This is a genomic window from Gemmiger sp. An194, from assembly GCF_002160145.1.
Taxonomy (GTDB): domain Bacteria; phylum Bacillota; class Clostridia; order Oscillospirales; family Ruminococcaceae; genus Allofournierella.
This window is the reverse complement of the sequence record NZ_NFKA01000006.1, coordinates 24490-49172: the sequence shown is the minus strand read 5'-3', so window position 1 is coordinate 49172 and position 24683 is coordinate 24490. Positions and strand designations below refer to the sequence as shown.

Here is a 24683-nt window from a genome sequence, read left to right as displayed (position 1 = left end):
ATGGGGCGGGGTCAGTCCGCCACGATGTCGTCCACCGAGACCTCGATGCGGGCCACGGTCAGGCCGGTGGCCTTTTCCACCTCATGCTTGACCTTGTGGGTGATGCTCTTCACGATGGTGGCGATGTTCAGCCCGTAGCCCACCTTGATGTGCAGCTCGATGGTGAGCTGACGGTCCGACTGGGTCACGCGCACGCCCTTTTCCGGGAAATCGCTGCCGAACACCAGGCTCTTCAAATCGTCTCCGCGGCCGCCGGTGGCCATGCCCGCCACGCCGTAGCAGCTGCGCGCCGCCTGGCTCACCAGCTCGGCGAAGTAGTCCGACGTCATGCTTATGGTGCCCATGGGGTTTTGCAATGTGATCATAAACTGCCGCTCCTTTGCATTTGTATCCGCCCGTGGGCGGTGGGGTCGGTTATTCGGCCGCGTCGAAGCGCAGGCCTTCCAGCGAATAGAATACGTTGCTGATGGAACAGCTCAGACCGCTGATGCCGTTGCTGTGCACCACCGTGCCGTTGCGCCACAACAAGGGCACATAGGGCATTTCGGCGGCAAAGGCCTCTTCCAGCGCGGCGGCGGTGTTCTGGTCTGCCTTAAAGGCGGCGTAGGCGGCGGCGAGCGCTTCGCTCTGCACAATGCCCACACTGGCCTGACCCCCTTCAAAAAAGGGGCTCATATCCATATTATTATACAACTTGACCTCGCCGATGTACAGGTCAAAATCACCAGATGCAACTTTTTGACTGTAAACGTCAAAATCCGGGGTCTCCTCCACCGCCACATAGATGCCGGCCGCGCCCAGCTGCTCCTTGATGAGGGTGGCGGCGTAGCGCTTGTAGGTGTTGCCGCTGTAGACCAGCAGCCGCAGGCTCAGCCGCTCGCCGTCCGCGTTCTGGTAGTAGCCCGCGTCGTCCAGGCTGTAGCCCAGGGCGGCCATGTCGGCCGCGGCCTGGTCGGCGGTCAGCTCGGCGCCCGAGAGGATCACGTGGCCGTCGGCCACGCAGTCGTAGTGGTCGTTGATGCAGCCGGTGGCCGGGTAGGCACGGGAGTAGTAGCTCTTCTGGGCCAGCTGGGTGCGGTCGATCAGCTGGCTGAGCAGGCCGCGCCCGCCGGGCGTGGTGAGCAGGGGGCTTTTTTCGCCGCTCTCCGGCGGGGTGGCGTTGATGCCCAGGAAGACCAGGTTGTTGGTCTTGTAATAGTCCGACACGCTGGAGAAGCCCGCGCTGGTCTGGGCGGAGTCGCTGGCGGTGTACAGGTTCAGACTGCCCACCGCAAAGCCGGAGACCATTTCCTCGTAGCTGCTCACCTCGGTGAGATAAATGGTGTCCGGCCCGTTTTCCGCGAAGGCGCAGGAGGCGTTGCGCACCAGACTGCCGCTGTCGCCGTAGGTGTAGCGGCCGTTGGGGGTGGGCTGGGCCGAGGCGGTCTCGGCGGCCTTGAGCACCGGAATGTCGCACAGGTAGGCGAACATGGAATCCGGCGCGGACAGGGTCACGGTGACGGTGTCGCCGCTGGCCTTCACCTCGGTCACACCGGCAAAGCGGGCGGCGTAGCGCTCGCTGAGGCGGGCGGCCTCCAGACTGGCGGCGGCATCCTGCGCGGTGACGGCGGTGCCGTCCGCAAAGGTGCAGCCCGGGCGGATGTGGATGGTCACCGTCTCGCCCGCCGATACGATGGAATCCGCCAGCCGGTATTCCAGCGAAAGCTCCGGCGTCAATTCCACCAGGCACTCGAACAGCAGCCCGGCGTTCTGCTCCACCAGATTGGAGGAGGAGGCGTAGGGGTTGAAGCCCGCCGAGGGGGTGTAGCCCAGCACCAGAGCGGTGGGGGCGCTGGCGCTCTGCTGGGGCACAGAGGCTGCGGAGGAGGCGGACGAAGCCGCCTGCGAGGAAGCGGAGGAAGCGGCATTGCCGCCGCAGCCGGCAAGCAGGGCAAGGCAAAGCGCAAAAGCCGCCAGGCGGCGGAATCGGGCCATGGGCAACACATCCTTTTCAGGTCAGAATCGGTACCTTAAAGCATATCATAAATCGAGGCGGTTGACCAGTGAAACCGGGCAAAAAAGCCCCTTTGCGCCGTCCGGCGCTGCCTTCATAAGTTTTTCACACCCCGAAGGGAAAAATGTGATAAAATAGAAATGCAGAATCCTGGAACAAACATGGAATCCCGGGCCGGAGCATTCCGGCTCGCTTTTTGAGGCAGCGCCGCGTTGTGAACCCTGTGGGGCTGCCGAGTGAGAATGCAGCGCGAAAAGTGAGGTTTTGTGAGTGAATTTGCTGTTCTTTTTAACGCCCAAGCAGGACGTGGCCTTTTTGTATGAGGACTTCACCCTGCGCCAGGCGCTGGAAAAAATGGAGTACCACCGTTATTCCAGCATCCCGGTGCTGAACCGGGTGGGCGAGTATGTGGGCACCATGACCGAGGGCGACCTGCTCTGGGCCATCAAGAACCAGGGCATCGACCTGGACGACGCGGAGGATATCCCCTTAAGCAGCATCCCCCGCAAGCGGGATTACAAGCCCGTGGCCGTGACCACCCAGATGGACGAACTGGTGGCCGCCGCCATGACCCAGAATTTTGTGCCCGTGCTGGACGACAAAAAGAGCTTCATCGGCCTGGTCAAGCGCAATGCCATCATCCAGTATTGCTACGACCGCTACCGGGCGGTGGCCCCCGTGCTGGACAGCCAGAAAACCGGCAAATCGAGCGAAAGAAAGGTGTTTTGACAAATGGAGTATCGCAAGATCGAACCCGCTGCCATCGGCGGCAATCCCTTTGAGCTGATCGGCAAGGAGTGGGCGCTGGTGAGCGCCAAAAAGGCCGACGGCACCGTGAACACCATGACCGTGAGTTGGGGCTCCATGGGTGTTTTGTGGGGCAAGAATGTGGTGCAGATCTATCTGCGCCCCCAGCGCTACACCAAGGAGTTTGTGGACCAGGCCGGCCGCTTCACCCTGAGCTTTTACGGCGAGGGCGCGAAGAAGGAGCTGGGGTATCTGGGCAAGGTGAGCGGCCGGGACGAGGATAAGATCGCGAAGGTTGGCTTCAACGTGCGGGACTTCGACGGCGCGCCCGCCTTTGAGGAGGCCCGGCTGGTGCTGGTCTGCCGCAGCCTTTACGCCCAGTCGCTGGAGCCGGAGTGCTTTTTGCCCGGCAACAGCTGCGATGAGGACTGCTACCCTTTGAAGGACTACCACACCATGTACGTGGCCGAGATCGAGGCCGTGTACGAGAAGGCGGAATAACCTGATCAAAAGCAGCAAGGCCCCCGGAGGTTTCCGGGGGCCTTTTTCTGTTTGCGTTAAAAGGGAGGTTTATGGGACTGCATTTCCGAGTGGAAATGCTTGAAGTACAAATTATAGGACTGCTTCTTTGGTAGAATAAGACCATCGGAAGGGGGCGCGGCCCCCGAAAGCAACACAAGGAATCAGAAGAAAGGCAGGGTCGAGTATGGATTGCATCATTCGTTACGTGGGGTCTCATGTGGAGGTATACAGCCGGAGCGGCGTTTTTCTGTTCTCGGCCGACAACGCCCGCGAGGCCATGGAGGAGCTGGGCCAGGCGGGCTGAGGCTGCCGGAAGCGGCACACCCGGCACGGCGGAGTGAAAAAGCGCAAATCCCGCCGAAATGTGAAATAAACAGCCCCTCCGGCGCGTTCTATCTATGAAGACAAACCGGAAGGGAGTGTGCCGCCATGACGAAGCAACACGGAGAAAAAAGCGGGAAAATGAGGAAACAGGCGCTGGCCTGTGCGCTGGCCCTCTGTGTGGTGCTGTCCGGCTGCGCCGGGCAGGGGCAGCACTCCCCGGAGGAAAGCAGCCCCGCCAGCGGCAGCGTGATGGCGGGCAGCAGCATTCCCCAGACCGGTCAGGATGCCATGGCCTTTCTGGAGGGCAGCCTGCGCCCCTATGAAAAGGGCGTGGAGTTCACCCTGCCCGAGGGCTGGCCCGGTGAGGACTGGAACATCCAGATCAGCGGCCGCGCCGCCATGGGCGAGGGCGGTATGAGCATCCACCTGATGGAAAAGGAGAACGCCGGAAAGGCCTGGAAGGCAGGGCAGACCTATCAGATCGAGTGTGCCCAGGGCTATCTGGACCTGAACCTGAGCGCCTGCCTCTATTCCGACGAGGAGGCGGAGCTGTCGGTGGATCTGCTGGCCCTGGCCCAGGGGCAGCCCCAGCCCCAGGCACCCGCCGCCCCGGAGGCTCAGCCGGTGGAAAGCATTCCACAGAGCACCAGCGAGCAGGATATGATCCAGCGGGTGAGCGCCACCTTCCCCGCCTATCAGGAGGGCCGGAGCGAGTATAACGGAGAATATTATGACCAGGCCCCCTTCACCGCCAGCTTCCTTCTGCCCCAGGGCTGGAGCCTGAAGGAGCCGGAGAAGGCCGACCGGGTCTTCGACCAGGGCATGAACACCCAGCTTCTGGTCTGCGACAGCGCGGGCAATGCGGTGGGCCGCATCGGCTACGGGCTGATCGAGGCCGCCGAGCCGGGGAATGAACCGGAGGCCGGGAAGGAGTACAAGCTGGTGTACTGTTATCTGCGCACACCCTCCAGCTGCTTCTGGGAGGACTACCGGGTGGTAAAGCGCACCGCGTCCGGCGAAAACGCGGTGGCCACGGTGCATTACGGCCAGACAGAGCCGGGCGAAAGCGCGGCGGCTGCCCAAGAGCATACCGCCCACGGGGCGCTGGCCTACGACAAGGAGCTTGGGGTCTATGTGGCCCTGCGCATGGAGGAGGACGCCCCCCTCACCGCCGACCAGGTGGAAGCGCTGGCTCAGAGCCTGACCCTGGCAGCCGCCGCCTGAAATCAACAAACAAGAAAAGACCGGCAGCCGTTTCGGACTGCCGGTCTTTTTGCGTGCGGAAAATGGAAGAAGGGGGGCTTCTCAGGGGGCATTATCGTTCCTTCCAGCGGAAAAGCAGATGTGCCGCAATCTGAAGCAGGATAAAAACTGTCAGACATGCGCTGCCGATCCGGGCCGATATTACAGGCAGTGAGCAGAGTTCCAGAACAATGGCTGCCACCGTAATGACAAAGCCGACAGCGCTGCCCCATTTGCCAAGCTTCAGCTCGGCCATCAGATGGGGTCGGTGCGGTTCGGTGCGCTTCGCGATCCAGCGAATCTGATTTCGAGAATACACAAAAATCCCCAAAAAGCAGCCGGCCGCGATCAAAGACCCCAGAAAATAAAGAAATCCAGAAACAATGTGATTCATGCTATCCACCCGTTCTGTATAACAAATTCACAGCATCGCTCCATCGTTCTCATCGCCGGTGGGACCGGGATGGTCGTACAGCTCCGCCGCATACTCCTCCCGGACCGTTCGCAATGCCGCGATTATCGCAAATTTCACAACAAAGTACAAGGGAATGAGGAACAGCCCGTATTTGATGAGGTAGATGAGCAGCAGTTCCAATCCCATAATCAAATTCGCAAGCACGGCGACACTCCTCCTCGCACCATTTCACTTTAGGCAGTTTTTTCTTTCTGCACGGAAATCACCGGACCTCTTTTCTTGAGGAGTGCTTTCCCAGCTTCAGTGTAACAAAATGGCGGTATATTTGTCAATGAAAAGTATTCACGAAAAGCGGCGCTGCCGGCTGTATGTTTTGCCGGTATCCATTGCCCGCAGCGGAGAGCGTATACGCAACCCCGTCGCCCATGGGGATGCAGAGGAAAACAACAAAGCAGGAGAGCGGTACGACTGTTGCTCGTACTACTCTCCTGCTGCTTTTGGGTCTTTGGTCACCCCTCCGGCTTCATCAGCTCCATAACCAATTTTGTCTGCTCCTCTAAGGTCATACTGGTGCCGCTGAAATCGAAATTCGTTGTTTCGGTGTTCACGATCATCACGCCTTCTGTTACCACAAAAAAAGCCACGGTCAGAAGCAGAATTGCAAGAATCGCACCCACAGCCAGCCAGAGAAGCGTTTTCCTTCGCTTGCCTTCCGCGGTCCATTGGGCTTGAATTTCGGGAGACTGACTGTCAAAGAAATCCAATGCGGCTTGCCGGGGAGAAGGCCCCAGCTGCTCTGCGATGGCGGAGAAATCCCCGGCCTCCGCATTTTCCTGCATATCCTGCGTCACGGTCTGCACATATTGCACAAACGCTTTTCGCGCTGTGGGGCCGGGCAAAACAGCCTGTGCTGTTTTCAAAAAGCGGGTTTGCTCATTTTCACGCATCGCTTGTTCCTCCGTCGTAGATCGTTCCATCCTGCTCCATCAAGGTGTTCAGGGTAGCAGTAAACAATTGATATTCCTGCCGCAAGGTTTCATAATAGCTTACCCCTGCAGGCGTAGGAGCCAGATAGATCCGCGCCCGCCCATCTTCGATGCGCTTTTCCTTTTCCTCAATGTATCCGTTTGCCTGAAGCCGGTATACCGCAAGATACATGGTATTGTAGGTCAATACCCCTTGGGTCAGCCGCTCCACTTCCTGCGCCATCTGGTAGGTGTACATGGGTTTTTGGCGCAGCATAAAGAGAACCAGCATTTCCGTGGTCGCCTTCTTCAAGGCATCCCAGCTTCCCTTTTTGGAGGTGTCGTTTGCCTTTTCTGTTTTCTCTGTTTTCATAGAGCGTGCACCTTCCCCTTTCATCGAACATTATAGCATGTTATTCAGTACTTTTATATATTTGTTATTGACAAATATATATTGCCTTGCTAAACTGGTACTAAGATAACAGCCCCGGACATGATTTTGAATGTGGAATTGCTCGCGAAGTTTGCTGGTGAAGGAATGTGGGGCTTTTGACGATTGATGGCTGAAATAATGCCTGCACAGAGAAAGGAGATGGATGTATTAAATTATGAAAAATTCCAGAAGTAAACGTGGGTTGATTCTTGTACTGATTGCAGCTGCTGTTGTGATTGCCGTGGCGGGAATCTTTTTCCCTTCACTTGCTCCTTCCAAGGAAGAGAAAGCTGCTTCGTTGTTTTTGAAGAAAGCGTTCACATGCACGCTTGAAGACGCTCAGACCCTGATGGAGCTGGAAACAAGTGAAGATGTTTTGGCAACTGTTGGAATAACTTCCGATGAAACTTCCGAATTGCTGGAATATTGCAATACGCAGTTTGCTGGAGATATGACGCAAACCGGCTATGAAAGCGCGTTGAATCAGCGGGTTTTTACCATTGTAATGGGAATTGCTCAAAATGCCCAAGCGGACGTATCGGCTGAAACCGTCGAACTGACCGTGCGAAATGGCAAAAATTCGGGGGAATTCAATTTCGTCGTTCATCTTTCGGTGGACGAATCTGCGCAGGACTCCACGGAAATATCCGGCTCTATCCGGACGGTAACCGACGGCGGGCAAATCAAAGTGGACAGCATTTCCGTGATCCGTAAGTGATTCATAAAAGCGAGCAAAAGAAGACCGGCAGCCGTTTTGGACTGCCGGTCTTTTTGCGTGTGAAAAAACCAGCCGCCGCCCCGTTTGTGCGCCGGGGCGGCGGCTGGTTTTGTTTTGGATTGCAGGGGCTTGTCCCGCGTTTACACGCTTACACGTAGAACAGCATGGTGCTGTAGCTGGGCAGGGGCCAGTACTCGGCACCGCAGATGGACTCGGCGGCATCGGCGGCGGCGCGCAGGTCGGCCATGGCGGGCAGTACCACGTCGTGGTAGCAGCGGGCGGTGGCCAGTGCGCCTTCGCTGCGCTCGGCCTTCTCCACGCAGGCCTCCAGGCGGTCGGCCGCGTCGCTCATGGCGTCGGTGTAGTTGGTCAGCTGGCGCAGCACCTTCTCCTCAGCCTTGCAGCTGATGCCCGGGCAGGCGGACTTCTTCCGGTTCATGCCCTTGGCAATGTCGCCCATGTAGCGGCTGGCGGCGGGCACCAGCTGGCGGCGGGCCATCTCCAGCATGGTCACGGCCTCGATGTGGCGAACCTTGGCGTAGTTCTCCAGCTTTACCTCGTAGCGGCTGCGGCACTCGGCCTCGTTCAGCACGCCCATCTGCTCGAACAGAGCGATGTTCTTCGGGGCCACGAAGGCGCCCAGGGCTTCGCAGGCGCTGGGCTCGTTCTTCAGGCCGCGGCGGGCGGCCTCCTCTTCCCATTCCTTGCTGTAGCCGTTGCCGTTGAAGATCACCCGCTTGTGGTCGCGGATGGTGCGCTTGATCAGCTTGACCACGGCCTTGTCGAAGTCCTCGGCCTGCTCCAGCTCGTCGGCGTAGCCCTTCAGCTCCTTGGCCACGGCGGTGTTCAGCACGGTGTTGGCGTCGGAGATGTTCACCGAGGAGCCGGGCATGCGGAACTCGAACTTGTTGCCGGTGAAGGCAAAGGGACTGGTGCGGTTGCGGTCGGTGTCGTCCTTGGCGAACTGAGGCAGGACCTCCACGCCCAGGTCGATCTTGGCGGCGGCGGGGGCCACGTACTCGCTGCCGGAGGCGATGGCGTCCAGAATGCCCTCCAGCACCTCGCCCATGAAGATGGACACGATGGCCGGGGGCGCCTCGTTGCCGCCCAGGCGGTGCTCGTTGCCCGCGCCCACGATGCTCATGCGCAAAAGGTCGTTGTATTCATCCACGGCCTTGATGATGGCGGCCAGGAAGATCAGGAACTGCAGGTTGTCCTTGGGGGTGTCGCCCGGGTCCAGCAGGTTCATGCCGGGGGCGGACAGGGACCAGTTGTTGTGCTTGCCGCTGCCGTTCACGCCCTCGAAGGGTTTTTCGTGCAGCAGGCACACCAGGCCGTGCTTCGGGGCCAGCTTCTTCATCATCTCCATGGTGAGCAGGTTGTGGTCCACGGCCACGTTGCACCGGTCGAAGATGGGGGCCAGCTCGTGCTGACAGGGGGCGACCTCGTTGTGCTTGGTCTTGGCGGAAACGCCCAGCTTCCACAGCTCCTGGTCCAGATCCTTCATAAAGGCGGACACTTCCCCGCGCAGCGCGCCGAAGTAGTGCTCCTCCATCTCCTGGCCCTTGGAGGGGGCAGCGCCGAACAGGGTGCGGCCGGTGAGGATCAGGTCCTCACGGGCGGCGTAATGCTCCTTCTTGATCAGGAAGTACTCCTGCTCGGGGCCCACGGTCACATCCACATGGCTGACCTCCTTGCCGAACAGGTGCAGCACCCGCTTGGCCTGGGTGGTCACGGCCTTCATGCTGCGCAGCAGGGGGGTCTTCTTGTCCAGCGCCTCGCCGGTCCAGCTGCAGAAGGCAGTGGGGATGCAGAGGGTGCCGTCCTTGATGAAGGCATAGCTGGTGGGGTCCCAGGCGGTGTAGCCGCGGGCCTCGGCGGTGGCGCGCAGGCCGCCGTTGGGGAAGCTGGAAGCGTCGGACTCGCCCTTCACCAGCTCCTTGCCGGAGAACTCCATGATGGCGGTGCCGTCCTTGTTGGGGCTCAAAAAGCTGTCGTGCTTTTCGCTGGTGATGCCGGTGAGCGGCTGGAACCAGTGGGTGTAATGGGTGGCGCCGTTTTCAATGGCCCAGTCCCGCATGACGCTGGCCACGACGTTGGCCAGGTCCAGATCCAGTGCCGCGCCCCGCTGCAGGGTGGCTTTCAGGCTTTTGTAGGTGGCGCTGGGCAGGCGCTCCTTCATCACATGCTCGTTGAACACGAGCGAACCGTAGATCTCTTTGGTATTGGCTGGTGCCATAACTGTTCCTCCCTCACGAAAGGCCGGACGGGCCCGGCGGTTTCCCATACGAATATTTCACAAAAAATTATATGGTTTTTTACACGCGCCGTCAATTCAAAACAAGGGCCCGGCCTTGCAGTTTGGCGGGTTTGCAAAGACCGGGCCCACGCGGGCAAAAATTGTTGGTGACAGTGCCGAGAACCGGCGGCGAAAAGTGTGATTTTTCCCCCGCCTTTCCGGCGGTGGGAAAGGCCCTTGCGGGCGGCAGCGTGCCGGTTCGGGCGGAGCTGGGCCGGATCGCCGGTCAGATCACCTGGAACAGGAAGAATTTCAGGTAGTTGGTCTCCTCCACGTTCCACAGGATGGGGTGGTCCGGGGACTGCTGGCGCACCTCGATCTGGCGCAGCTGGCGGCCGGCGTCCGCTGCGGCGCTTTTCAGCATCTTGATGAACATCTCCTCGGTGGCAAAGTGGCTGCAGCTGGCGGTGGCCAGGTAGCCGCCCCGGGGCAGCAGCTTCATGGCCCGGTAGTTGATCTCCTTATAGCCCCGCATGGCGTTGGCCGCGGTCTTGCGGGCCTTGGTGAAGGCGGGCGGGTCCAGAATGATAAAGTCGTAGTTGTGGGTGCCCTCCAGAGTGGGCAGCAGCTCGAACACATCGGTGCAGACAAAGTCCATCCGGTCCTCAAGGCCGTTGCGCCGGGCGTTGGCCCGGGCCATGTCCACCGCGGTCTGGCTCACATCCACCGCGGTCACGTGGGCGGCTCCGCCGTAGGCGGCGTTCAGCGCAAAGCTGCCGGTGTGGGTGAAGCAGTCCAGCACCCGCTTGCCCCGGGCCAGCTTTGCCACCTGGCGGCGGTTGTATTTCTGGTCCAGGAAAAAGCCGGTCTTCTGGCCGTTCTCAAAATCCACCGCGTAGCGCACCCCGTTCTCGCAGATCTCGGTGACGGTGGAGGCGGGGTGGTCCTCGCCGTGCAGCTCGAACCAGCCCTTGTTTTCAAACAGGCCCTCCCGGGCGCGCAGGGCCACATCGTTGCGCTCGTAAATGCCGCTGATGATCTGGCCGTCGGCGCGCAGCACATCCACCAGCAAAGGGAACAGCTGGGCCTTGCGGATCTCCATGCCGTAGGACAGGGTCTGGGTGACCAGAATGTCGCCGAAGCGGTCCACGGTGAGGCCGGGCATCTGGTCCGCCTCGCCGAAGATCACCCGGCAGCAGGAAAGGTCCTCTTCACCCATCACGGTCTTGCGGTAGGCCCAGGCGTATTCAAAGCGCCGCCGCCAGAAGGCCTCGTCGAAGCTGTCGTTGGCGTTACGGCTGATCAGCCGGATGCGGATCTTGCTCTCCCAGCTCAGAAAACCCGTGCCCAGGTAACGGCCCTTGCCGCTCAGCACATCCACCAGCGCGCCGTTTTCCGGCTGCGATTCCGGCTGGCCGGTCAGCTCGTCGGCATAGACCCAGGGATGGCCGCTGAGAATGCTGTTCTCGGCCTTCTTGGTCACGGTGTAAACGGGGTAGGGACGGGTCTGTTTCATGGTACACTTTCCTTTCCTGACGGTTTCTTTTATAATAAAACCGAGCGTTTGTGCGGGGCCGCCCGGCCCCGACTGCAAAAATTTTTACTATTAATTCCAGTATACCCGGTTTGCATCCCGGTGGCAAGCGAAATCCGCCGCCGGTGCAGGCCCTGAAAAAGGAGAAACGACCATGGAGATCGAACGCAAGTGGCTGGTGAAGGGCTGGCCCCAGGGCCTTGCCCCCGTGAAAACCTTCGTGATGCGCCAGGGCTATGTGACGACCCGCCCCACCGTGCGCATCCGCAGCGAGGAAAGTGAGGGCAAAACCGATTACATCCTCTGCTTTAAAGGCAAGGCCAGCGCGGATGGCCTGGCCCGGGAGGAGATCGAAGCGCCCATCGACCCGGCGCTCTTTGCCCGGCTGGAGGCCTTTCTGCAGCGGCCGCTCATTCAGAAGGAGCAGCGCCGCTACCGGCTGGAGGGCGGCCTTGTGCTGGAGGTGAACCAGGTGGACGCGGGCCAGCCCGGCGAGTTCTTCTACGCCGAGGTGGAATTTGACAGCGAGGACGCCGCCCGCGCCTGGCAGCCCGGCGCGCTGGCGGAGTATCTGTCCGATGAGGTCACCGGCACCCCCGGTCAGAGCATGGCCGCCTACTGGTGCGCCACCCGGGGGGATCTGGCCGACGAATACCGGGTGGAGTAATTCCCGGCGGGAAAGTTTTCCACAAAAATACGAAAAGTATTCCACGGTTTTCGACAGGTTTTCAACATCGGGGGTTTCCACCGGGTGTGGAAAACCCGGTGTTTTGTAAAATCCCTGCAAAAAAATGGTGGGAAAATGGCAAAAACCAGGTAACAGGAATTATTTTCAGCAAACAGAAGGCCCCGGCAGTTTCCTCATTGTGGAAAACCGGGGCCCTTTTCAGCGGGTTTTCCACACAAAAAAGTGGAAAGCGTTGAAAACAGGCAGGTTTCCCCCCATGGACGCAGGCGCTCCGGTCAGGAACCCCCGCCGCCCCCTTCGCATAGGGTGAGGGCAGAGGAAAGGGGGAGAGACAAGATGCACCAGATTCTGACGGCGGTCTCCATGACCGCCTTTCCCTGCCTGTGTACCGCACTGGGGGCGGGGGCGGTGTTTCTGGCCCGGCCCGCGCCCGGCGGCGGACCGGGCCAGGGGCTGGCCGGCGGCGTGATGCTGGCGGCCTGTGTGTTCAATCTGCTGCTGCCCGCGGCCGAGAGCGGGTGGCTTGCCCCGGCGGCGGGGCTGGTGGCCGGGGCGGCACTTCTGCTGCTGGCCGAGCGGCTGGCGGGTGCGCTGGAAAACGGCTCCGCCCGGCCGGGCAGGTCCGGCGGCTGGGGCGCGGCGGTGGCCATCGGGCTGCACAACCTGCCCCAGGGCATGGTGGTGGGTCTGGCCGCGGCGGGCGCAGCCGGTCAGACCGGAGCCGCGGCGGGTGCGCTGGCGCTGAGCGTGGGCATCGGCCTGCAGAACCTGCCCGAGGGCGCGGCGGTGAGCCTGCCCATCTGGCGGGCCGGGGCCGGGCGCTGGAGGGCTTTCGGCGCGGGGGTGGCCAGCGGACTGGTGGAACCCCTGGGCGCGGCGCTGGCGGCAATGCTTGCGGGCGGCGTGCTGGCCGGGCTGATGCCCTGGCTGCTGGCGCTGGCCGCCGGAGTGATGCTGGCGGCGGCGGTGCAGGAGCCGCTGGCCGCGGCGGCGCAGCAGGGGGCCGGGGGCGTTCTGGCGGCGGCGGTGGGCTTCGGCCTGCTGATGGCGCTGAACCTGGCGCTGGGCTGAAATACAGAAAAAGGCCCCCGGAGTTCTCCGGGGGCCAATGTGTTTTTCAGGGTCAGATCACGGTCTTCCACAGGCCGTGCAGGTTGCAGTATGCCCAGGCGGCTACCGGGGCCTCGCCCTCGGCCAGCGCGAATTTTACCTCCGGGGCGTCCCCGGCGGAAAGCGCCTTCTGCTGCCAGCCCTGGCTGGTTTCCAGCACGATCCACTGGATCAGGTGCTCCTCGGTCATGGGATGGGCCACGCTGCCCACACTCACCGTCACCGTGCGGCCGTTCACGGCCACCACCGGCAGGTGCTTTTCCACCGCGGCATCCACCACGCCGGGCTCCAGCAGCTTCATCTTCTCCCCGCAGCAGACCACGGGCACGCCGCTCTTGTTCAAAAAGGCAACAATATTGCCACAGTGTTCACAACGATAGAATTCCATACCAAACGCTCCTTTCCCTGCGCTCGTCAATCAAAGGGGGTCCTTGTCTACCATTTTACTCGATTTTGAGCGGTTTTACAACTGCCTTATGGGCGAAAAAAGCGACAATGTCACACAAAATACAGGCCGAGTTCACCGGCGGCGCAAAGAATCTTAACAAATTGTGAAATGTTGCTTGCGAATGATCGTACTTTTATTGACAAAAACAGCCATCCATACTATGATTAAACAATGAACTTTCTTTTATTTAAATCATTATTTAAATAATCCACCCGCTTTGACGGGATTCCAAAGGAATATCACTCCGCTCGCGGGCTTTATACATCCTGCCTGCGGGCGTTTTATCAATATTTGGATGAGAGAGTTTGAGAACAACGGAAAGGAGGACGCGATTTCCCATGCGTTTGCGTTTGGAAACGGATTACGGCATCCGCTGCATGCTTTATCTGGCGCAGCAGACCGATTATGCGCAGGCGGGCAAGATTGCCGCGGCCATGGATGTGCCGGAAAATGTGATTCCTCGGGTGCTCAGCCGGCTGAAAAAGGCCGGGCTGGTGCAGGCCCGCAGCGGCGTGACCGGCGGCCACAAGCTGGGCCGCCCCGCCAGCCAGATCACCATGCTGGACATCATCACCTGTATGGAGGACCACACCATGCTGGGCCGCTGCCTGGATGATACGGCAAAAACGCCGGAGCAGAGCGGCGCCATCGCGGGCATGCAGCACTACTTCTTGGAGCTGCAGCAGGTGATGGAAAATTCCATGCGGTCGGTTACGGTGCAGCAGCTGCTCGCCGAACAGCCCGCCTGAAGCGAAAACAGAACAACGGGCCGGGGAGTAAGGCCGGTGTGGCACAAGAAAACGACGGTTCTGCCGTAGGATTTTGGCGCACAAAATGTTCAAAGGGGCAGGCAAGCCACCAAGGCTTGCTCTGCCCCTTTTCGCACTTTCTGCATCCAAAATCCTGGGGCAGAACTGCGAAGCACCGGAAAAGGCCCGATTTTGATGGGAGTGCAAGGAAAAGCCTCGCAGGCACCCTTGGTGGTTGTCAAGGGGCTTTGACGCTGCAATCCCGCAAAAGCGGGCCTTTTCCGGCGTTGTTTTCTTATGTCACCCCGGCTAAGGCTCCCCGGCTTTTTGTTTTGACAAAGCCCGGCGGCTGTGATATACCAAGATTAAAATGGATTAATTTGCGCGGTCGAGCCAAACCGGCTCGCCGTTTGGAGGGGGAACCGAGTATGGAAACAATCGAACAGCAGCTGCAGGAGTGGAACCGCATCCGGCGGTATCTGGATATCTCTTATTCCTACGTGCTGGCAAAGCGGATGGAGGAGCCCCGCACCAACCCGGTGCTGGGCTACCGCACCGCCGGCAGCCGGGCCGAGTTCGAGACCGGCGAAGTGCTGGCCGCCGAGATGCGTGCCATCGGCCTTTCGGTGGAAAAGCACCGCTTTACGCTGGACGGGTGGGACTTCCACCACGCCCGCCTTACTTATAAAGACGAAGAGGGCCGCGCCCACACCGCCGAGCTGGGCAGCTACCAGACCGACTTCGACACCAAGGGCCCGAAGCACTACACCCTCATCGACGCGGGCACCGGCACCGCCGCCGAGCTGGACCGGCTGGACGTGCGGGGCAAGCTGGTGCTGGTGCACATCAACCAGCGAAACGACTGGTGGATCAACTATCCGGCCTATCAGGCCCATCTGCGGGGCGCGGCAGCCATTCTGGCGGTGCAGGCGGGCGGCTACGGCGAGGTGAACGAGCAGGCGCTGAACGCCCAGAACATCTGCGGCCCTCGGCAGGCGCCGGCCTTCTCCATCGCCCGCAAGGACGCGGCCGCTCTGGCCGAAGCGGCGCACCTTGGCTTCGGCCGCTGCGCCGAGGTGACGCTGGACGCATTGTCCACCGTGATGCCCGAAACCGAGAGCTACAACATCGTGGGCACCCTGCCCGGTGAGGACACCGACGAGATGGTGGTGGTGAGCGCCCACTACGATTCCTATTTTGAGGGCTTTCAGGACGACAACACCGCCGTTTCCCTGATGCTGGGCATGGCCCGGGCTTTGAAGCTGGCGGGCTACAAGCCCAAAAAGACGCTGGTGTTCTGCGCCTTCGCCGCCGAGGAATGGGGCGTGATCGACAGCCGCTACGACTGGTCCACCGGCGCTTACAATCAGATCTTCCGGGTCCGGCCGGACTGGGCGGGCCGGGTCATCGCCAACATCAATCTGGAGCTGCCCGCCCACGCCCACGGCAAAAAGCATCAGGTGCGCAGCGTGTACGAGCTGAAGCGCTTTTTGAAGGAGTGCATCCGCGCCCTGCCCCAGGAGGTGGCGAACCTCTACCCCAAGGGCGTGGGGGTCGTCTGCCCGGTGCAGACCTGGTCGGACGATTTCTCCATGGCCATCGGCGGCGTGCCCAGCATGGTGGACGAGTTCGGCGGCGGCCGGTTCATGGCCACCCACTATCACTCCCAGTTTGACAACGACAGGGCATACGATGAAAAGGTGTATCTGTTCCACCATCTGTTCTACACCTGGGTGCTGCTGCGGCTGGACCGCTGCGTGCTGCCTCCGCTGGACTTTGCCGAGCGGCTGTGGGCGCTGGATGCCAGCCTGACCAGCCAGAAGCTGAGCCCCCAGACCGAGGGCGCCTTCCGCAAAAAGCTGGCCGAAGCCGCCCGCCGGGCGGACAAGCTCACCCGTTGGGTCTGGAAGGTGAATCAGGGCGAGGTGACGATGGAGGAGGCGGACCGCGCCGCGCTGCGCCGCCGCCTGCTGGAGATTTTCCGCCTTGCGCAGGACTGCTTCGTGCGGCTGGACTGGAGCGAAAACGCCATCTTCCCCCACGAGAACACCCAGGCCAACCTGAGCGCGCTGCACACCGCCGCCTGGCAGCTGGCCGCGGGCATGGGCAAACAGGCGGTGGAGAGCCTGTGCGACATCGACGACAACCGTTACGCCAACGCCTTTGACCCGGCGGTGGTGGATTACTTTGCGGACAAGGCCCGCAACCAGCCCCCCGAGCGGCTGATGTGGGGCGCGGGCCGCTTGCAGGAACGGCTGGCGCTGGGGAGTCTTCTGCGCCGCATCAAGGCGGAGGAAACCGCCGAAAAGCCGGACCACACCGCCGCCCTGGCCCAGGTCAAGCAGCTGAAAAAGGACCAGCAGGAGCTGCTGAAAGAAATCGTCAAGAACGAGACCGCCGACCTTGCCCGGCTGAGCAAGGCCCTCAAGCAGGCCACCGGCGAATTTTTTGCCGGGAAAGGGGAGTGAGCCGCCGTGCAGACCGACCGACTTTACCGGGTCACGGAATACGACATCCCCAACGTGATCCGCACCCTGACCGAGTGCTTTCAGGCGGACCCCTTGTATCGCCAGCTGATCCCGGACGCGGATGTGCGCCAGCGCACCCTGCCGGAAATTTTTAACTGCGACGCCAACGAGATGCTCTCCTGCTGCAACGTGTATGCGGACAGCCACGAGGTGGGCGGGCTGGTGATTCTGGACGACGAGACCGAGCCCTACGACCCGCTGCGGTATTTTTCCACCGAGGCCTTCTACGCCCTGAAAACCGATGTGTGTCTGGTGCGGGAGGACTGGTCGCTGAAAACCCTGTGGAACTTCTTTCTGGGCCGGCAGTATCTGAACTCCCGCTGGACCGAGGAGCTGCCGGATAACCGGATGCAGCTGATCTACTTCGCGGTGCGCCCGGCCTTACAGGGCGCGGGGGTGGGCCACAAGATGATCCAGCCGGTACTGGACTACGCCGACGAACACGGGCTGCTCATCTCGCTGGAGACCCACAACCCGGCCAACCTGCCCCGCTACAACCACTACGGCTTTGATGTGTACAAGACCTTGAAAAGCCATTTTGAACTGACCCAATACTGTCTGGTGCGCCAGCCCGGCGCGCCGCTGCGGCCCAAAGCGCCGGCCGCCCCACAGAAAGGAATGTGAAGATATGCCCTGCTTTGATTTTGCCTACGGAAGCGGCCGGGTCCAGCTGGATCTGCCGGAGAATGCCCGGTACCAGGAGCTGCGCGGCCACAACGAGCCCCCCATCGAAGACATCCCCGCCGCCCTGCGCGCCGCGCTGGAAGCGCCCATCCACGAAAAGCCCCTGCGCGGCTGGCTGCAGCCCGGCGATGCGGTGACCCTCATCATCAGCGACATGAGCCGCTTCTGGATGCGGCAGGATCTGGTGATCCCGGCGCTGGTGGAGTATATGGAGAAGGAATGCGGCATCAAGACCGACGACCTGGTCATTCTGGTGGCCAACGGCACCCACATCGGCGGCGACGAGGCCGAGCTGCGCACGCTGGTGACCGATGCGGTCTATGACCGGGTGCGGGTGGTGAACCACGACTGCCTGGCCGACGACCTTGTTTATCTGGGCACCACCAGCCGGGGCACCGATGTGGTGGTGAACCCGCTGGCGGTGGGCCGCAAGGTGGTGGCTCTGGGCGCGGCCACCCAGCACGTGATGGCGGGCTTCGGCGGCGGACGCAAGAGCATCCTGCCCGGCATCGCCTCCATGAAGACCATCCAGCAGAACCACGCCCATTCGCTGGACCCCAACGAGCCCCACTCCAACCCGGCCATCGGCAACGCGGTGCTTAAGGGCAACCCCCTGCACGAGGACATGTGCGAGGCGGCGGCCATGGTGGAGCAGCTGTATGTGGTGAATCTGGTGATGAACGCGGGCATGAAGCTGGCCCGCATCACCGCCGGTCACTGGCTGGATTCCTGGCTGGAGGCCTGCAAGGCCGCTGACGCCATGTACCAGACCCCCATCCCGGAAAAGGCGGATGTGATCATCACCAGCTGCGGCGGCTACCCGAAGGATATGTCGCTGTATCAGGGCACCAAGACCATCGACAACGTGGAGTTCGGCCTGAAAAAGGGCGGAACGCTGGTGCTGCTGGCCGAATGCCGGGACGGCGGCGGCCCCGCCGAATATTTTGACTGGGTGGACTCCCTCTGCGCCGGTACCCTGGACGCGGACCTGCGCAAGAACTTCACCATCCCCGGCTACATCTTCTATTTGAACTGCGAGCAGGCCGCCCGGTATAACATCCGCATGCTCACCACCGCCCCCGCCGAGCCGCTGGCGCGCATGGGCATCAAGGCCTTCACCGACCCGGCCGAGCTGTGCCGCCAGCTGGAGCTGGACGGCAAGCTGGTGTATGTGATCCCCAACGGCTCCACCGTTATCCCGGCGGTGAAGTGACCGGAGAAGCTGCTGCATATTCATTGCATAATGAATGTTTATGCATTTGCTTCCGTGCAAACTGCACAGAGCCGCCGCCAAAGCCGGTCCGGTTTTGTGAGATTCATGGAAAAACCCTCTGAGACTGAATATTTTTGCAAAAATGCCTTGCAAAAATCGGAATGGCGCGTATAATTATACACATGGACGGGGCCGACGCCCCCCAGAAAGCCAATCGAAAACAAACCACGGCGGCGCGGGCCGGGCAAAGGGAGCCCGACCGGGGAACCAACAGCATCCCGAAGCCGCCCCATATACGGAGGGAATCCAACCATGAAAAAGTTTCTTGCCATTGCCATGGCGGCTGTTCTCAGCCTGAGCCTGGCCGCCTGCGGCGGCGCTTCTTCCAGCACCGCCTCTTCCGCCGCTGCTTCTTCCTCTGAGGCCGCCTCCACCGGCGCTTCTTCCGAAGCTGCCAGCGCTTCCACCGCTGCTTACGACTACTCTTCCTACACCGGCGAGACCATCGAGGCCATCAAGGCCAAGGGCAAGCTGGTGGTGGGCACCGAGGCCCAGTACGCTCCCTTCGAGTTCAAGGACCTGAATGCCAACTTCGTGGGCTGCGACATGTGGCTGGCCCAGCAGATCGCCGACGCTCTGGGCGTTGAGCTGGAAGTAATGGACATGGCCTTCGACGGCATCATCCCCGCCGTGAAGTCCAACCAGGTGGACATCGGCATCGCCGCCTTCACCGTGGACGAGGAGCGCGCCAAGGAGATCGACTTCACCGATATGTACCAGAAGGACGAGCAGATGCTGATCGTCAAGAAGGGCAATGAGGAAGTTTACACCACCAAGGAGTCCCTGGCCGGCCAGCAGGTTGGCGCCCAGCGCGGCACCACCCAGAGCAAGCTGATCCAGAGCGCTCTGCCCGATTCCAAGCTGTTCGAGCTGGACAAATGGCCCGCTCTGGCCATGGAAGTGGCCAACGGCAACATTGCCGCCATCGTGGTGGACGGCGCTGTGGGTGAGGGCCTGGTGGCCAATAACCCGGGCATCGCCCAGGCCAACTTCACCTTCAGCCAGGAGGAGGCCAACTTCGGCAAGGCCGCCGTGCTGGCCAAGGGCAAGGAGGACCTGAAGGAGCTGGTGAACGCGGTGATCGCCAACGTGACCGCCGACGGTTCCTTCCAGGCCGCCTACGACGAAGCGGTGGAGCTGAGCCAGAGCATGGGCATCTGAGCCGCGCATCAAAAAGAAAAGGCATCCTCACGCACCATTCCGGGGCGTGAGGATGCTGCTGTGTTTTCCAATAAGAGAGGTACTGTATGAATCCGATTGAAGGGCTTTTGTATTTTCTGGACCGGATGGTCCGCATCGCCACCAAATACAGCAGCTTTTTTGGGCAGGGCGTGATGAATACCCTTATCATCGCCTTTTTCGCGGTGCTGCTGGGCACCATTCTGGGCACTTTGCTGGCCGTGATGAAGATGGGCAAGCTCAAGCCCACCCGCTGGTTTGCCACCGCCTACATCGAGTTCATCCGCGGCACCCCGCTGATGATCCAGCTGATGTTTATCTTTTACGGTCTGCCCATGGCGGGCATCACCTTCCCCACCGTATCGTTCATTCCCAACTTCGACCGCTTTGCCGCCGGCATCTTTGCCATGAGCATCAACAGCGCCGCCTATGTGGCCGAGATCGTGCGCAGCGGCATCCAGGCGGTGGACAAGGGCCAGACCGAGGCCGCCCGCAGTCTGGGCTTCAAGCAGAGCCAGACCCTGATGATGGTGGTGCTGCCCCAGGCCATCAAGAACATCCTGCCCGCTTTGGGCAACGAGTTCGTGACCGTCATCAAGGAATCCTCCATCGTGTCGATCATCGGCATCGCTGATCTGATGTATCAGACCAGCGGCGTGATGTCGGTGACCTACATCCAGCTGGAGACCCTTGCCGTGGCTGCCATCATCTACTTTATCATGACCTTCTTCACCTCCCGTCTGATCGCGTTTGCAGAAAGGAAAATGGCCAATGGCACAAGATGAACTGATCGTTGTAAAAGATTTGAATAAGTCCTTCGGCAAGCTGCATGTGCTCAAGGACGTGAACACCACCATCCGCAAGGGTGAGGTGGTGGCGGTGATCGGCCCCTCCGGCAGCGGCAAAAGCACCTTTCTGCGCTGCCTGAACCTGCTGGAGGTTCCCACCGGCGGCCATGTGTTCTTTGAAGGCGTGGACATCTGTGACAAAAAGACCAACATCGACCTGCACCGCCAGAAGATCGGCATGGTGTTCCAGCAGTTCAACCTGTTCAACAACATGACCGTGCTGCAGAACATCACCGCCGCGCCGGTGAAGATCCGCAAGATGGACCCCAAGGCCGCCGAGGAAAAGGCCCTGCAGCTGCTGGACCGGGTGGGCCTCGCGGATAAGGCGGGCAGCTACCCCGCCCAGCTTTCCGGCGGCCAGAAGCAGCGCGTGGCCATCGTGCGCGCGCTGGCCATGGAGCCGGACGTGATGCTCTTCGACGAGCCCACCAGCGCTTTGGACCCCGAGATGGTGGGCGAGGTGCTGCAGGTTATGAAGGACCTGGCCGCCGAGGGCATGACCATGGTGGTGGTCACCCACGAGATGAGCTTTGCCCGCGAGGTGTCCAGCCGGGTCATCTTCATGGCCGACGGCCAGATCCGGGAGGACCGGCCCGCCCGGGACCTGTTCGCAGATCCCCACGACGACCGGCTGAAGGATTTTTTGTCCAAGGTGCTGAACCTGTGAGAAACCCCGCTTCGCGGCGGCAAAAAAATGTGATATACTGGGCATGACGCGCCCGGAGCACAGAACAAAACAACGCGGCGCGGCTCCCCTTGCAAAAGGGGGCCGGGCCGCTTTTTTGTGCCCGGGTGCAAACGGAAAAACGGGGGAGAAAACCATGAATATCTGCATCGGGATACTGCTCTGCTTTGCGGCCCTGGGCCTGTTTGATAAGGCTCTGGGCGGGCGGCTGGGCGTTGCCGCCGAGCTGGACCGGGGGCTTGCGGCCATGGGCGGTTTGAGCCTTTCCATGACCGGTATCTACTGCCTCATCATCGCCGCGGTGGGTGCGCTGGAGGGCGGGCTTTCGGCGGTGAGCCGGGCGCTGCCCTTCGACGCGTCGCTGCTGGCGGGCATGCTGCTGGCCCCGGACATGGGCGGCTGGGCCACCGCCAGCCAGCTGGCGGCCAGCGAGGCTCTGGCGGCCTACAGCGGATTGCTGGTGGCCTCCACTCTGGGCTGCCTTGTGAGCTTTACGCTGCCCATCGCTCTGGGCAGTCTGGAAAACTATCAGGTCACCGGCTTTATGCAGGGCGTGGTGTGGGGTCTGATCGCCCTGCCCGCGGGCCTGGTGGCGGGCGGGCTGGCGCTGGGCCTTGCGCCGCTGGCACTGGCGCAGAATCTGTGGCCGGTGCTGGTGCTCTGCGCGCTGCTGGTGCTGGGTCTGGCCAAAGCGCCCCGGCTCTGTTTGGGTGCGCTGGCGGGCTTTGGCGAGGCGGTGCGGGTGCTGGGCGTGCTGGCCTTCGGCGCGGTGGCGCTGGGCCTGTTTCTGCCCGGGCTGGCCATCGCCCCCCAGAGCCTGGTGGCCGAGGCGCTGATCATCGTGTTCAAGATCACGGTGGTGGTGTGCGGCGCCATGGTGGCCACGGCTCTGCTGCTGGCCCGCTGCGGCGAGGCGGTGCGCCGGGTGGCCGGGCGGCTGGGCGTGAACGAATACGCGGTGCTGGGGCTGCTGGCCTCGCTGGTGTCCACCGTGTCCATGCTGCCCCTTTACTCCCGCATGGATGTGCGGGGCAAGGTGATGAACGCGGCGGTGTCGGTGAGCGGGGCCTTCGTGCTGGGCGGGCAGATGGCCTTTGTGTCCAGCGTGAGCGATTCGCGCAGCGTGGCGGCGTTCTTTGTGTGCAAGATTCTGGCGGGCGTTCTGGCAGCGGCGCTGGCGCTGAAGTTCACCAAAAACAAACAGCCCGCGTGACAACCCCTTTGCCGGCTCTTTTTTCGCTCTGCGCAACACAAAGAGGAGAATTTTATGAACGGGCAAAGTGAAAAAACGCCCCGGCGCTGACCCGGGGCAACATTCTGGCGGCGCTGTTTTTGCAGGCCATGTACGGCGCAGCGGACCTGATCATCGTGGGGCGGTTTGCGGGCACCGCCTTTGTTCGGCGGCGCACAGCTGGCCGGGCTGTTCACTGCTGACCCGCTGGTCATTGCCGAGGCCCACGCCTATCTGAAGGCCTATGCCATCGACTGCCTGCTCACCGCGGTGCTGTTCTGCTTTGTGGGCTGCTTCAACGGCTGCGGCCGCACCGTGTTTGTGATGGTGCAGGGTGTGGTGGGCGCCTTCTGCGTGCGCATTCCGGTAGTGTATCTGATGAGCCGTATCCCGGGAGTGGGTCTGTTTGAGATCGGTCTGGGCACACCCATCTCCTCGGCGGTTCAGATCCTTTTGTGCATTGCCGCCTGCCGGTGGTATCAAAGCCGGGCGGAGCGTTCCGCCGGATAAAACAGAAAAGCCGGGCCGGTGCGAGAGAGGTTTTCTCTTCGCACCGGCCCGGCGCTTTTTGTTATTGGTCCGGCTTGTCCGTTTTGTCCTCAGCCTGTCCGTTTTTGGGGGATGAGGCCGCGTGGCCGGTCTGCAGCTGTTCCTTGTTGAACAGGCCGCCGAACACGGTCATAAACAGGATCTTGATGTCCAGGAAGATGGACCAGTTCTCGATGTACCAGATGTCGCACTGGATGCGTCCCTCAATGGAGGTGTCGCCCCGGAAGCCGTTCACCTGGGCCCAGCCGGTGATGCCCGGCCGCACCTGATGCTTGACCATGTAAAGGGGCACCGTCTCCTTGAACTGCTCCACAAAATGGGGGATCTCCGGCCGGGGGCCGATCAGGCTCATGTCGCCTTTCAGCACGTTGAAGAACTGGGGCAGCTCGTCGATGCTGCACTTGCGGATCAGGCTGCCGAACCAGGTTTTGCGGGGGTCGGCGTCCTGGGTCCAGCCGGTGTCCTGGCTGGCGTTCACCCGCATGCTGCGGAACTTGTACATGGTGAAGGTCTGTTTGTTCAGGCCCACCCGTTCCTGCCGGAACAGGATCGGCCCCGGGCTGGAAAGCCGCACCCCGATGGCCGCGATCAGCATGATGGGGCTGGTGAGCACGATCAGAACAAGGCTGCCCGCCACATCCATGGCCCGCTTTAAGGCGGCGTTGAGCATGTTGTCCAGCGGGATGGTGCGGATGCTGATCAGCTTCACCGAGCCGATCACATCCACGGTGGGGCGGCTGGGAATGTAGTCGTTGTAGAAGGGGATGATGCGGATCTTCGTGCCCTGTTTCTCGCAGGCGGCGATGATGGTGTTCATAAACCGGGCCTCGTGGGGCTCCAGCGCCACGATCACCTCGTCCACCGCCGGGCCGCTCAGAAGGTCCGGCAGGTCCTCGTAGCGGCCCAGATGGCTGCCCAGGCCCGGCTTTTCGCTGGCGGCAACATAGCCGATCACGTTATAGCCGTATTGGGGGTTGCGGCGCAGGGAGTCCACATATTCCAGAGCCAGCCGGCCGTTGCCCACGATCAGCACGTGCTTCAGGTTGTAGCCCAGCATCCGGTAGTGGCGCAGAATGCGCCGCACCGTGATCCGCTTGGCCACCACCAGAACGGTGGAGAACACATAAAACAGCGCCAGCACCCCGCGGGAGAAATCCACCGCCCGGGTGAGGTAAAGCGTCATGCCGATGAGCAAAAGGCCCAGCAGGTTCGCCTTGAGCAGGGCCACCGTTTCGTCCAGCAATGTGGAGAACCGGAAGGAGCCGTACAGCTTGAAGGCATAGTAGATGGCGGCCATGACCACCCCGTAGAAAAAAGCGGGCAGCAGCGACCCGGTGCGCAGCAGCACCACCGCCGGGTTGAACAGGTTGTCGCGGTAAACACCCAGCCACAGCCACACCGCCAGCAGATAGGCCAGCGCGATGAGCGAGATATCCAACAGGCAGTTGACGATGTTCAGCAGCCTCTGATTTTTGCGGATCATAAACAGGTAAGCCCCCTTTTCGGCGGCGGGCAAAACCCGGCGCGGGAAAACAGTCTTATTCCCTATTATAAACAAACAAGCGCAAAAGTCCATATT

25 protein-coding genes are annotated in these 24683 nt (G+C 61.4%); 15 read left to right on the top strand and 10 right to left on the bottom strand.

Annotated features, from left to right (window positions below):
- Window positions 1-11 precede the first annotated feature (11 nt).
- Both B5F28_RS05315 and B5F28_RS05310 read right to left on the bottom strand, forming a co-directional pair.
- Window positions 12-365, bottom strand: a complete 354-nt coding sequence (locus B5F28_RS05315) for an Asp23/Gls24 family envelope stress response protein (RefSeq protein ID WP_087182992.1) — start codon at window positions 363-365, stop codon at window positions 12-14.
- Window positions 366-414: 49 nt separating this feature from the next.
- Entirely contained in the window at window positions 415-1974 is a 1560-nt protein-coding gene (locus B5F28_RS05310) for an ABC transporter substrate-binding protein (protein ID WP_087294098.1), read from the bottom strand.
- A gap of 289 nt (window positions 1975-2263) precedes the next feature.
- On the opposite strand from B5F28_RS05310, the gene B5F28_RS05305 reads away from it, so the two are divergent.
- The 3 genes from B5F28_RS05305 to B5F28_RS05295 all read left to right on the top strand — a co-directional run bounded on the left by B5F28_RS05305 (window position 2264) and on the right by B5F28_RS05295 (window position 4810).
- Complete coding sequence (locus tag B5F28_RS05305) at window positions 2264-2722, top strand: CBS domain-containing protein (protein ID WP_087294096.1); 459 nt, start codon at window positions 2264-2266, stop codon at window positions 2720-2722.
- Window positions 2723-2725: 3 nt separating this feature from the next.
- On the top strand, window positions 2726-3241 hold the full coding sequence (locus B5F28_RS05300; protein WP_087294094.1) for a flavin reductase family protein: 516 nt from the start codon (window positions 2726-2728) through the stop codon (window positions 3239-3241).
- A gap of 483 nt (window positions 3242-3724) precedes the next feature.
- Window positions 3725-4810 (top strand): hypothetical protein, encoded by a 1086-nt coding sequence (locus B5F28_RS05295; protein WP_087294092.1) that lies wholly within the window; start codon window positions 3725-3727, stop codon window positions 4808-4810.
- A gap of 91 nt (window positions 4811-4901) precedes the next feature.
- On the opposite strand, the gene B5F28_RS05290 is transcribed toward B5F28_RS05295, so the two are convergent.
- The 4 genes from B5F28_RS05290 to B5F28_RS05275 form a co-directional block, all read right to left on the bottom strand.
- Complete coding sequence (locus tag B5F28_RS05290) at window positions 4902-5222, bottom strand: hypothetical protein (RefSeq protein ID WP_087294090.1); 321 nt, start codon at window positions 5220-5222, stop codon at window positions 4902-4904.
- Between the two features lie 27 nt (window positions 5223-5249).
- Window positions 5250-5447 carry a hypothetical protein gene (locus B5F28_RS05285; protein WP_087294088.1) on the bottom strand — a complete coding sequence of 66 codons (198 nt, stop codon included), beginning with the start codon at window positions 5445-5447 and terminating at the stop codon, window positions 5250-5252.
- 305 nt (window positions 5448-5752) lie between these two features.
- A complete protein-coding gene (locus B5F28_RS05280; RefSeq protein WP_143424690.1) occupies window positions 5753-6220 on the bottom strand; it encodes a hypothetical protein in 468 nt (155 codons plus the stop codon).
- Window positions 6183-6581: a PadR family transcriptional regulator gene (locus B5F28_RS05275; protein ID WP_087294084.1), complete on the bottom strand. Its 399-nt coding sequence runs from the start codon at window positions 6579-6581 to the stop codon at window positions 6183-6185. Before B5F28_RS05275 ends, B5F28_RS05280 begins: the two co-directional genes overlap by 38 nt.
- A gap of 235 nt (window positions 6582-6816) precedes the next feature.
- Here B5F28_RS05275 and B5F28_RS05270 point away from each other — a divergent pair, with 235 nt between their 5' ends.
- The gene (locus B5F28_RS05270; RefSeq protein ID WP_087294082.1) at window positions 6817-7359 is read left to right on the top strand and encodes a hypothetical protein; all 543 of its coding nucleotides are present in this window, start codon (window positions 6817-6819) and stop codon (window positions 7357-7359) included.
- Between the two features lie 148 nt (window positions 7360-7507).
- Here the strand turns inward: B5F28_RS05270 and B5F28_RS05265 are convergent, their stop codons facing one another.
- Window positions 7508-9598 (bottom strand): glutamine synthetase III family protein, encoded by a 2091-nt coding sequence (locus B5F28_RS05265; protein ID WP_087294080.1) that lies wholly within the window; start codon window positions 9596-9598, stop codon window positions 7508-7510.
- A 286-nt stretch (window positions 9599-9884) separates the two neighbouring features.
- Window positions 9885-11114 carry a class I SAM-dependent rRNA methyltransferase gene (locus B5F28_RS05260; protein WP_087294078.1) on the bottom strand — a complete coding sequence of 410 codons (1230 nt, stop codon included), beginning with the start codon at window positions 11112-11114 and terminating at the stop codon, window positions 9885-9887.
- 172 nt (window positions 11115-11286) lie between these two features.
- Here B5F28_RS05260 and B5F28_RS05255 point away from each other — a divergent pair, with 172 nt between their 5' ends.
- Both B5F28_RS05255 and B5F28_RS05250 read left to right on the top strand, forming a co-directional pair.
- Complete coding sequence (locus B5F28_RS05255) at window positions 11287-11799, top strand: CYTH domain-containing protein (RefSeq protein ID WP_087294076.1); 513 nt, start codon at window positions 11287-11289, stop codon at window positions 11797-11799.
- Between the two features lie 357 nt (window positions 11800-12156).
- Window positions 12157-12891: a ZIP family metal transporter gene (locus B5F28_RS05250; protein ID WP_247643422.1), complete on the top strand. Its 735-nt coding sequence runs from the start codon at window positions 12157-12159 to the stop codon at window positions 12889-12891.
- A 52-nt stretch (window positions 12892-12943) separates the two neighbouring features.
- On the opposite strand, the gene B5F28_RS05245 is transcribed toward B5F28_RS05250, so the two are convergent.
- Window positions 12944-13318 (bottom strand): desulfoferrodoxin family protein, encoded by a 375-nt coding sequence (locus B5F28_RS05245; protein ID WP_087294074.1) that lies wholly within the window; start codon window positions 13316-13318, stop codon window positions 12944-12946.
- A gap of 398 nt (window positions 13319-13716) precedes the next feature.
- Here B5F28_RS05245 and B5F28_RS05240 point away from each other — a divergent pair, with 398 nt between their 5' ends.
- The 9 genes from B5F28_RS05240 to B5F28_RS05200 all read left to right on the top strand — a co-directional run bounded on the left by B5F28_RS05240 (window position 13717) and on the right by B5F28_RS05200 (window position 23065).
- Window positions 13717-14127: an RrF2 family transcriptional regulator gene (locus B5F28_RS05240; RefSeq protein ID WP_087179927.1), complete on the top strand. Its 411-nt coding sequence runs from the start codon at window positions 13717-13719 to the stop codon at window positions 14125-14127.
- Between the two features lie 428 nt (window positions 14128-14555).
- A complete protein-coding gene (locus B5F28_RS05235; RefSeq protein WP_087294072.1) occupies window positions 14556-16595 on the top strand; it encodes a M28 family peptidase in 2040 nt (679 codons plus the stop codon).
- Window positions 16596-16601: 6 nt separating this feature from the next.
- Complete coding sequence (locus tag B5F28_RS05230) at window positions 16602-17279, top strand: GNAT family N-acetyltransferase (protein WP_087294070.1); 678 nt, start codon at window positions 16602-16604, stop codon at window positions 17277-17279.
- A 4-nt stretch (window positions 17280-17283) separates the two neighbouring features.
- On the top strand, window positions 17284-18552 hold the full coding sequence (locus B5F28_RS05225) for a nickel-dependent lactate racemase family protein (RefSeq protein WP_087294068.1): 1269 nt from the start codon (window positions 17284-17286) through the stop codon (window positions 18550-18552).
- Window positions 18553-18864: 312 nt separating this feature from the next.
- Window positions 18865-19773, top strand: a complete 909-nt coding sequence (locus B5F28_RS05220; RefSeq protein ID WP_087294066.1) for a transporter substrate-binding domain-containing protein — start codon at window positions 18865-18867, stop codon at window positions 19771-19773.
- Window positions 19774-19859: 86 nt separating this feature from the next.
- The gene (locus B5F28_RS05215) at window positions 19860-20576 is read left to right on the top strand and encodes an amino acid ABC transporter permease (protein WP_414600586.1); all 717 of its coding nucleotides are present in this window, start codon (window positions 19860-19862) and stop codon (window positions 20574-20576) included.
- 1 nt (window position 20577) lies between these two features.
- Entirely contained in the window at window positions 20578-21306 is a 729-nt protein-coding gene (locus B5F28_RS05210) for an ATP-binding cassette domain-containing protein (RefSeq protein WP_206423054.1), read from the top strand.
- Window positions 21307-21460: 154 nt separating this feature from the next.
- Window positions 21461-22537 carry an ethanolamine utilization protein EutH gene (gene eutH / locus B5F28_RS05205; protein WP_158097524.1) on the top strand — a complete coding sequence of 359 codons (1077 nt, stop codon included), beginning with the start codon at window positions 21461-21463 and terminating at the stop codon, window positions 22535-22537.
- Window positions 22538-22717: 180 nt separating this feature from the next.
- Window positions 22718-23065, top strand: a complete 348-nt coding sequence (locus B5F28_RS05200) for an MATE family efflux transporter (RefSeq protein ID WP_343212740.1) — start codon at window positions 22718-22720, stop codon at window positions 23063-23065.
- A gap of 61 nt (window positions 23066-23126) precedes the next feature.
- Here the strand turns inward: B5F28_RS05200 and B5F28_RS05195 are convergent, their stop codons facing one another.
- Window positions 23127-24587, bottom strand: a complete 1461-nt coding sequence (locus B5F28_RS05195; RefSeq protein WP_087294057.1) for an undecaprenyl-phosphate glucose phosphotransferase — start codon at window positions 24585-24587, stop codon at window positions 23127-23129.
- Between the last annotated feature and the right edge of the window lie 96 nt (window positions 24588-24683).

Bases quoted from the DNA above. Each gene is read 5' to 3' on its own strand.
- B5F28_RS05315 (WP_087182992.1), bottom strand. From the start codon at position 365: ATGATCACATTGCAAAACCCCATGGGCACCATAAGCATGACGTCGGAC.
- B5F28_RS05310 (WP_087294098.1), bottom strand. From the start codon at position 1,974: ATGGCCCGATTCCGCCGCCTGGCGGCTTTTGCGCTTTGCCTTGCCCTG.
- B5F28_RS05300 (WP_087294094.1), top strand. From the start codon at position 2,726: ATGGAGTATCGCAAGATCGAACCCGCTGCCATCGGCGGCAATCCCTTT.
- B5F28_RS05295 (WP_087294092.1), top strand. From the start codon at position 3,725: ATGAGGAAACAGGCGCTGGCCTGTGCGCTGGCCCTCTGTGTGGTGCTG.
- B5F28_RS05290 (WP_087294090.1), bottom strand. From the start codon at position 5,222: ATGAATCACATTGTTTCTGGATTTCTTTATTTTCTGGGGTCTTTGATC.
- B5F28_RS05280 (WP_143424690.1), bottom strand. From the start codon at position 6,220: ATGGAACGATCTACGACGGAGGAACAAGCGATGCGTGAAAATGAGCAA.
- B5F28_RS05275 (WP_087294084.1), bottom strand. From the start codon at position 6,581: ATGAAAACAGAGAAAACAGAAAAGGCAAACGACACCTCCAAAAAGGGA.
- B5F28_RS05270 (WP_087294082.1), top strand. From the start codon at position 6,817: ATGAAAAATTCCAGAAGTAAACGTGGGTTGATTCTTGTACTGATTGCA.
- B5F28_RS05265 (WP_087294080.1), bottom strand. From the start codon at position 9,598: ATGGCACCAGCCAATACCAAAGAGATCTACGGTTCGCTCGTGTTCAAC.
- B5F28_RS05260 (WP_087294078.1), bottom strand. From the start codon at position 11,114: ATGAAACAGACCCGTCCCTACCCCGTTTACACCGTGACCAAGAAGGCC.
- B5F28_RS05255 (WP_087294076.1), top strand. From the start codon at position 11,287: ATGGAGATCGAACGCAAGTGGCTGGTGAAGGGCTGGCCCCAGGGCCTT.
- B5F28_RS05250 (WP_247643422.1), top strand. From the start codon at position 12,157: ATGCACCAGATTCTGACGGCGGTCTCCATGACCGCCTTTCCCTGCCTG.
- B5F28_RS05245 (WP_087294074.1), bottom strand. From the start codon at position 13,318: ATGGAATTCTATCGTTGTGAACACTGTGGCAATATTGTTGCCTTTTTG.
- B5F28_RS05240 (WP_087179927.1), top strand. From the start codon at position 13,717: ATGCGTTTGCGTTTGGAAACGGATTACGGCATCCGCTGCATGCTTTAT.
- B5F28_RS05235 (WP_087294072.1), top strand. From the start codon at position 14,556: ATGGAAACAATCGAACAGCAGCTGCAGGAGTGGAACCGCATCCGGCGG.
- B5F28_RS05225 (WP_087294068.1), top strand. From the start codon at position 17,284: ATGCCCTGCTTTGATTTTGCCTACGGAAGCGGCCGGGTCCAGCTGGAT.
- B5F28_RS05220 (WP_087294066.1), top strand. From the start codon at position 18,865: ATGAAAAAGTTTCTTGCCATTGCCATGGCGGCTGTTCTCAGCCTGAGC.
- B5F28_RS05215 (WP_414600586.1), top strand. From the start codon at position 19,860: ATGAATCCGATTGAAGGGCTTTTGTATTTTCTGGACCGGATGGTCCGC.
- eutH (WP_158097524.1), top strand. From the start codon at position 21,461: ATGAATATCTGCATCGGGATACTGCTCTGCTTTGCGGCCCTGGGCCTG.
- B5F28_RS05195 (WP_087294057.1), bottom strand. From the start codon at position 24,587: ATGATCCGCAAAAATCAGAGGCTGCTGAACATCGTCAACTGCCTGTTG.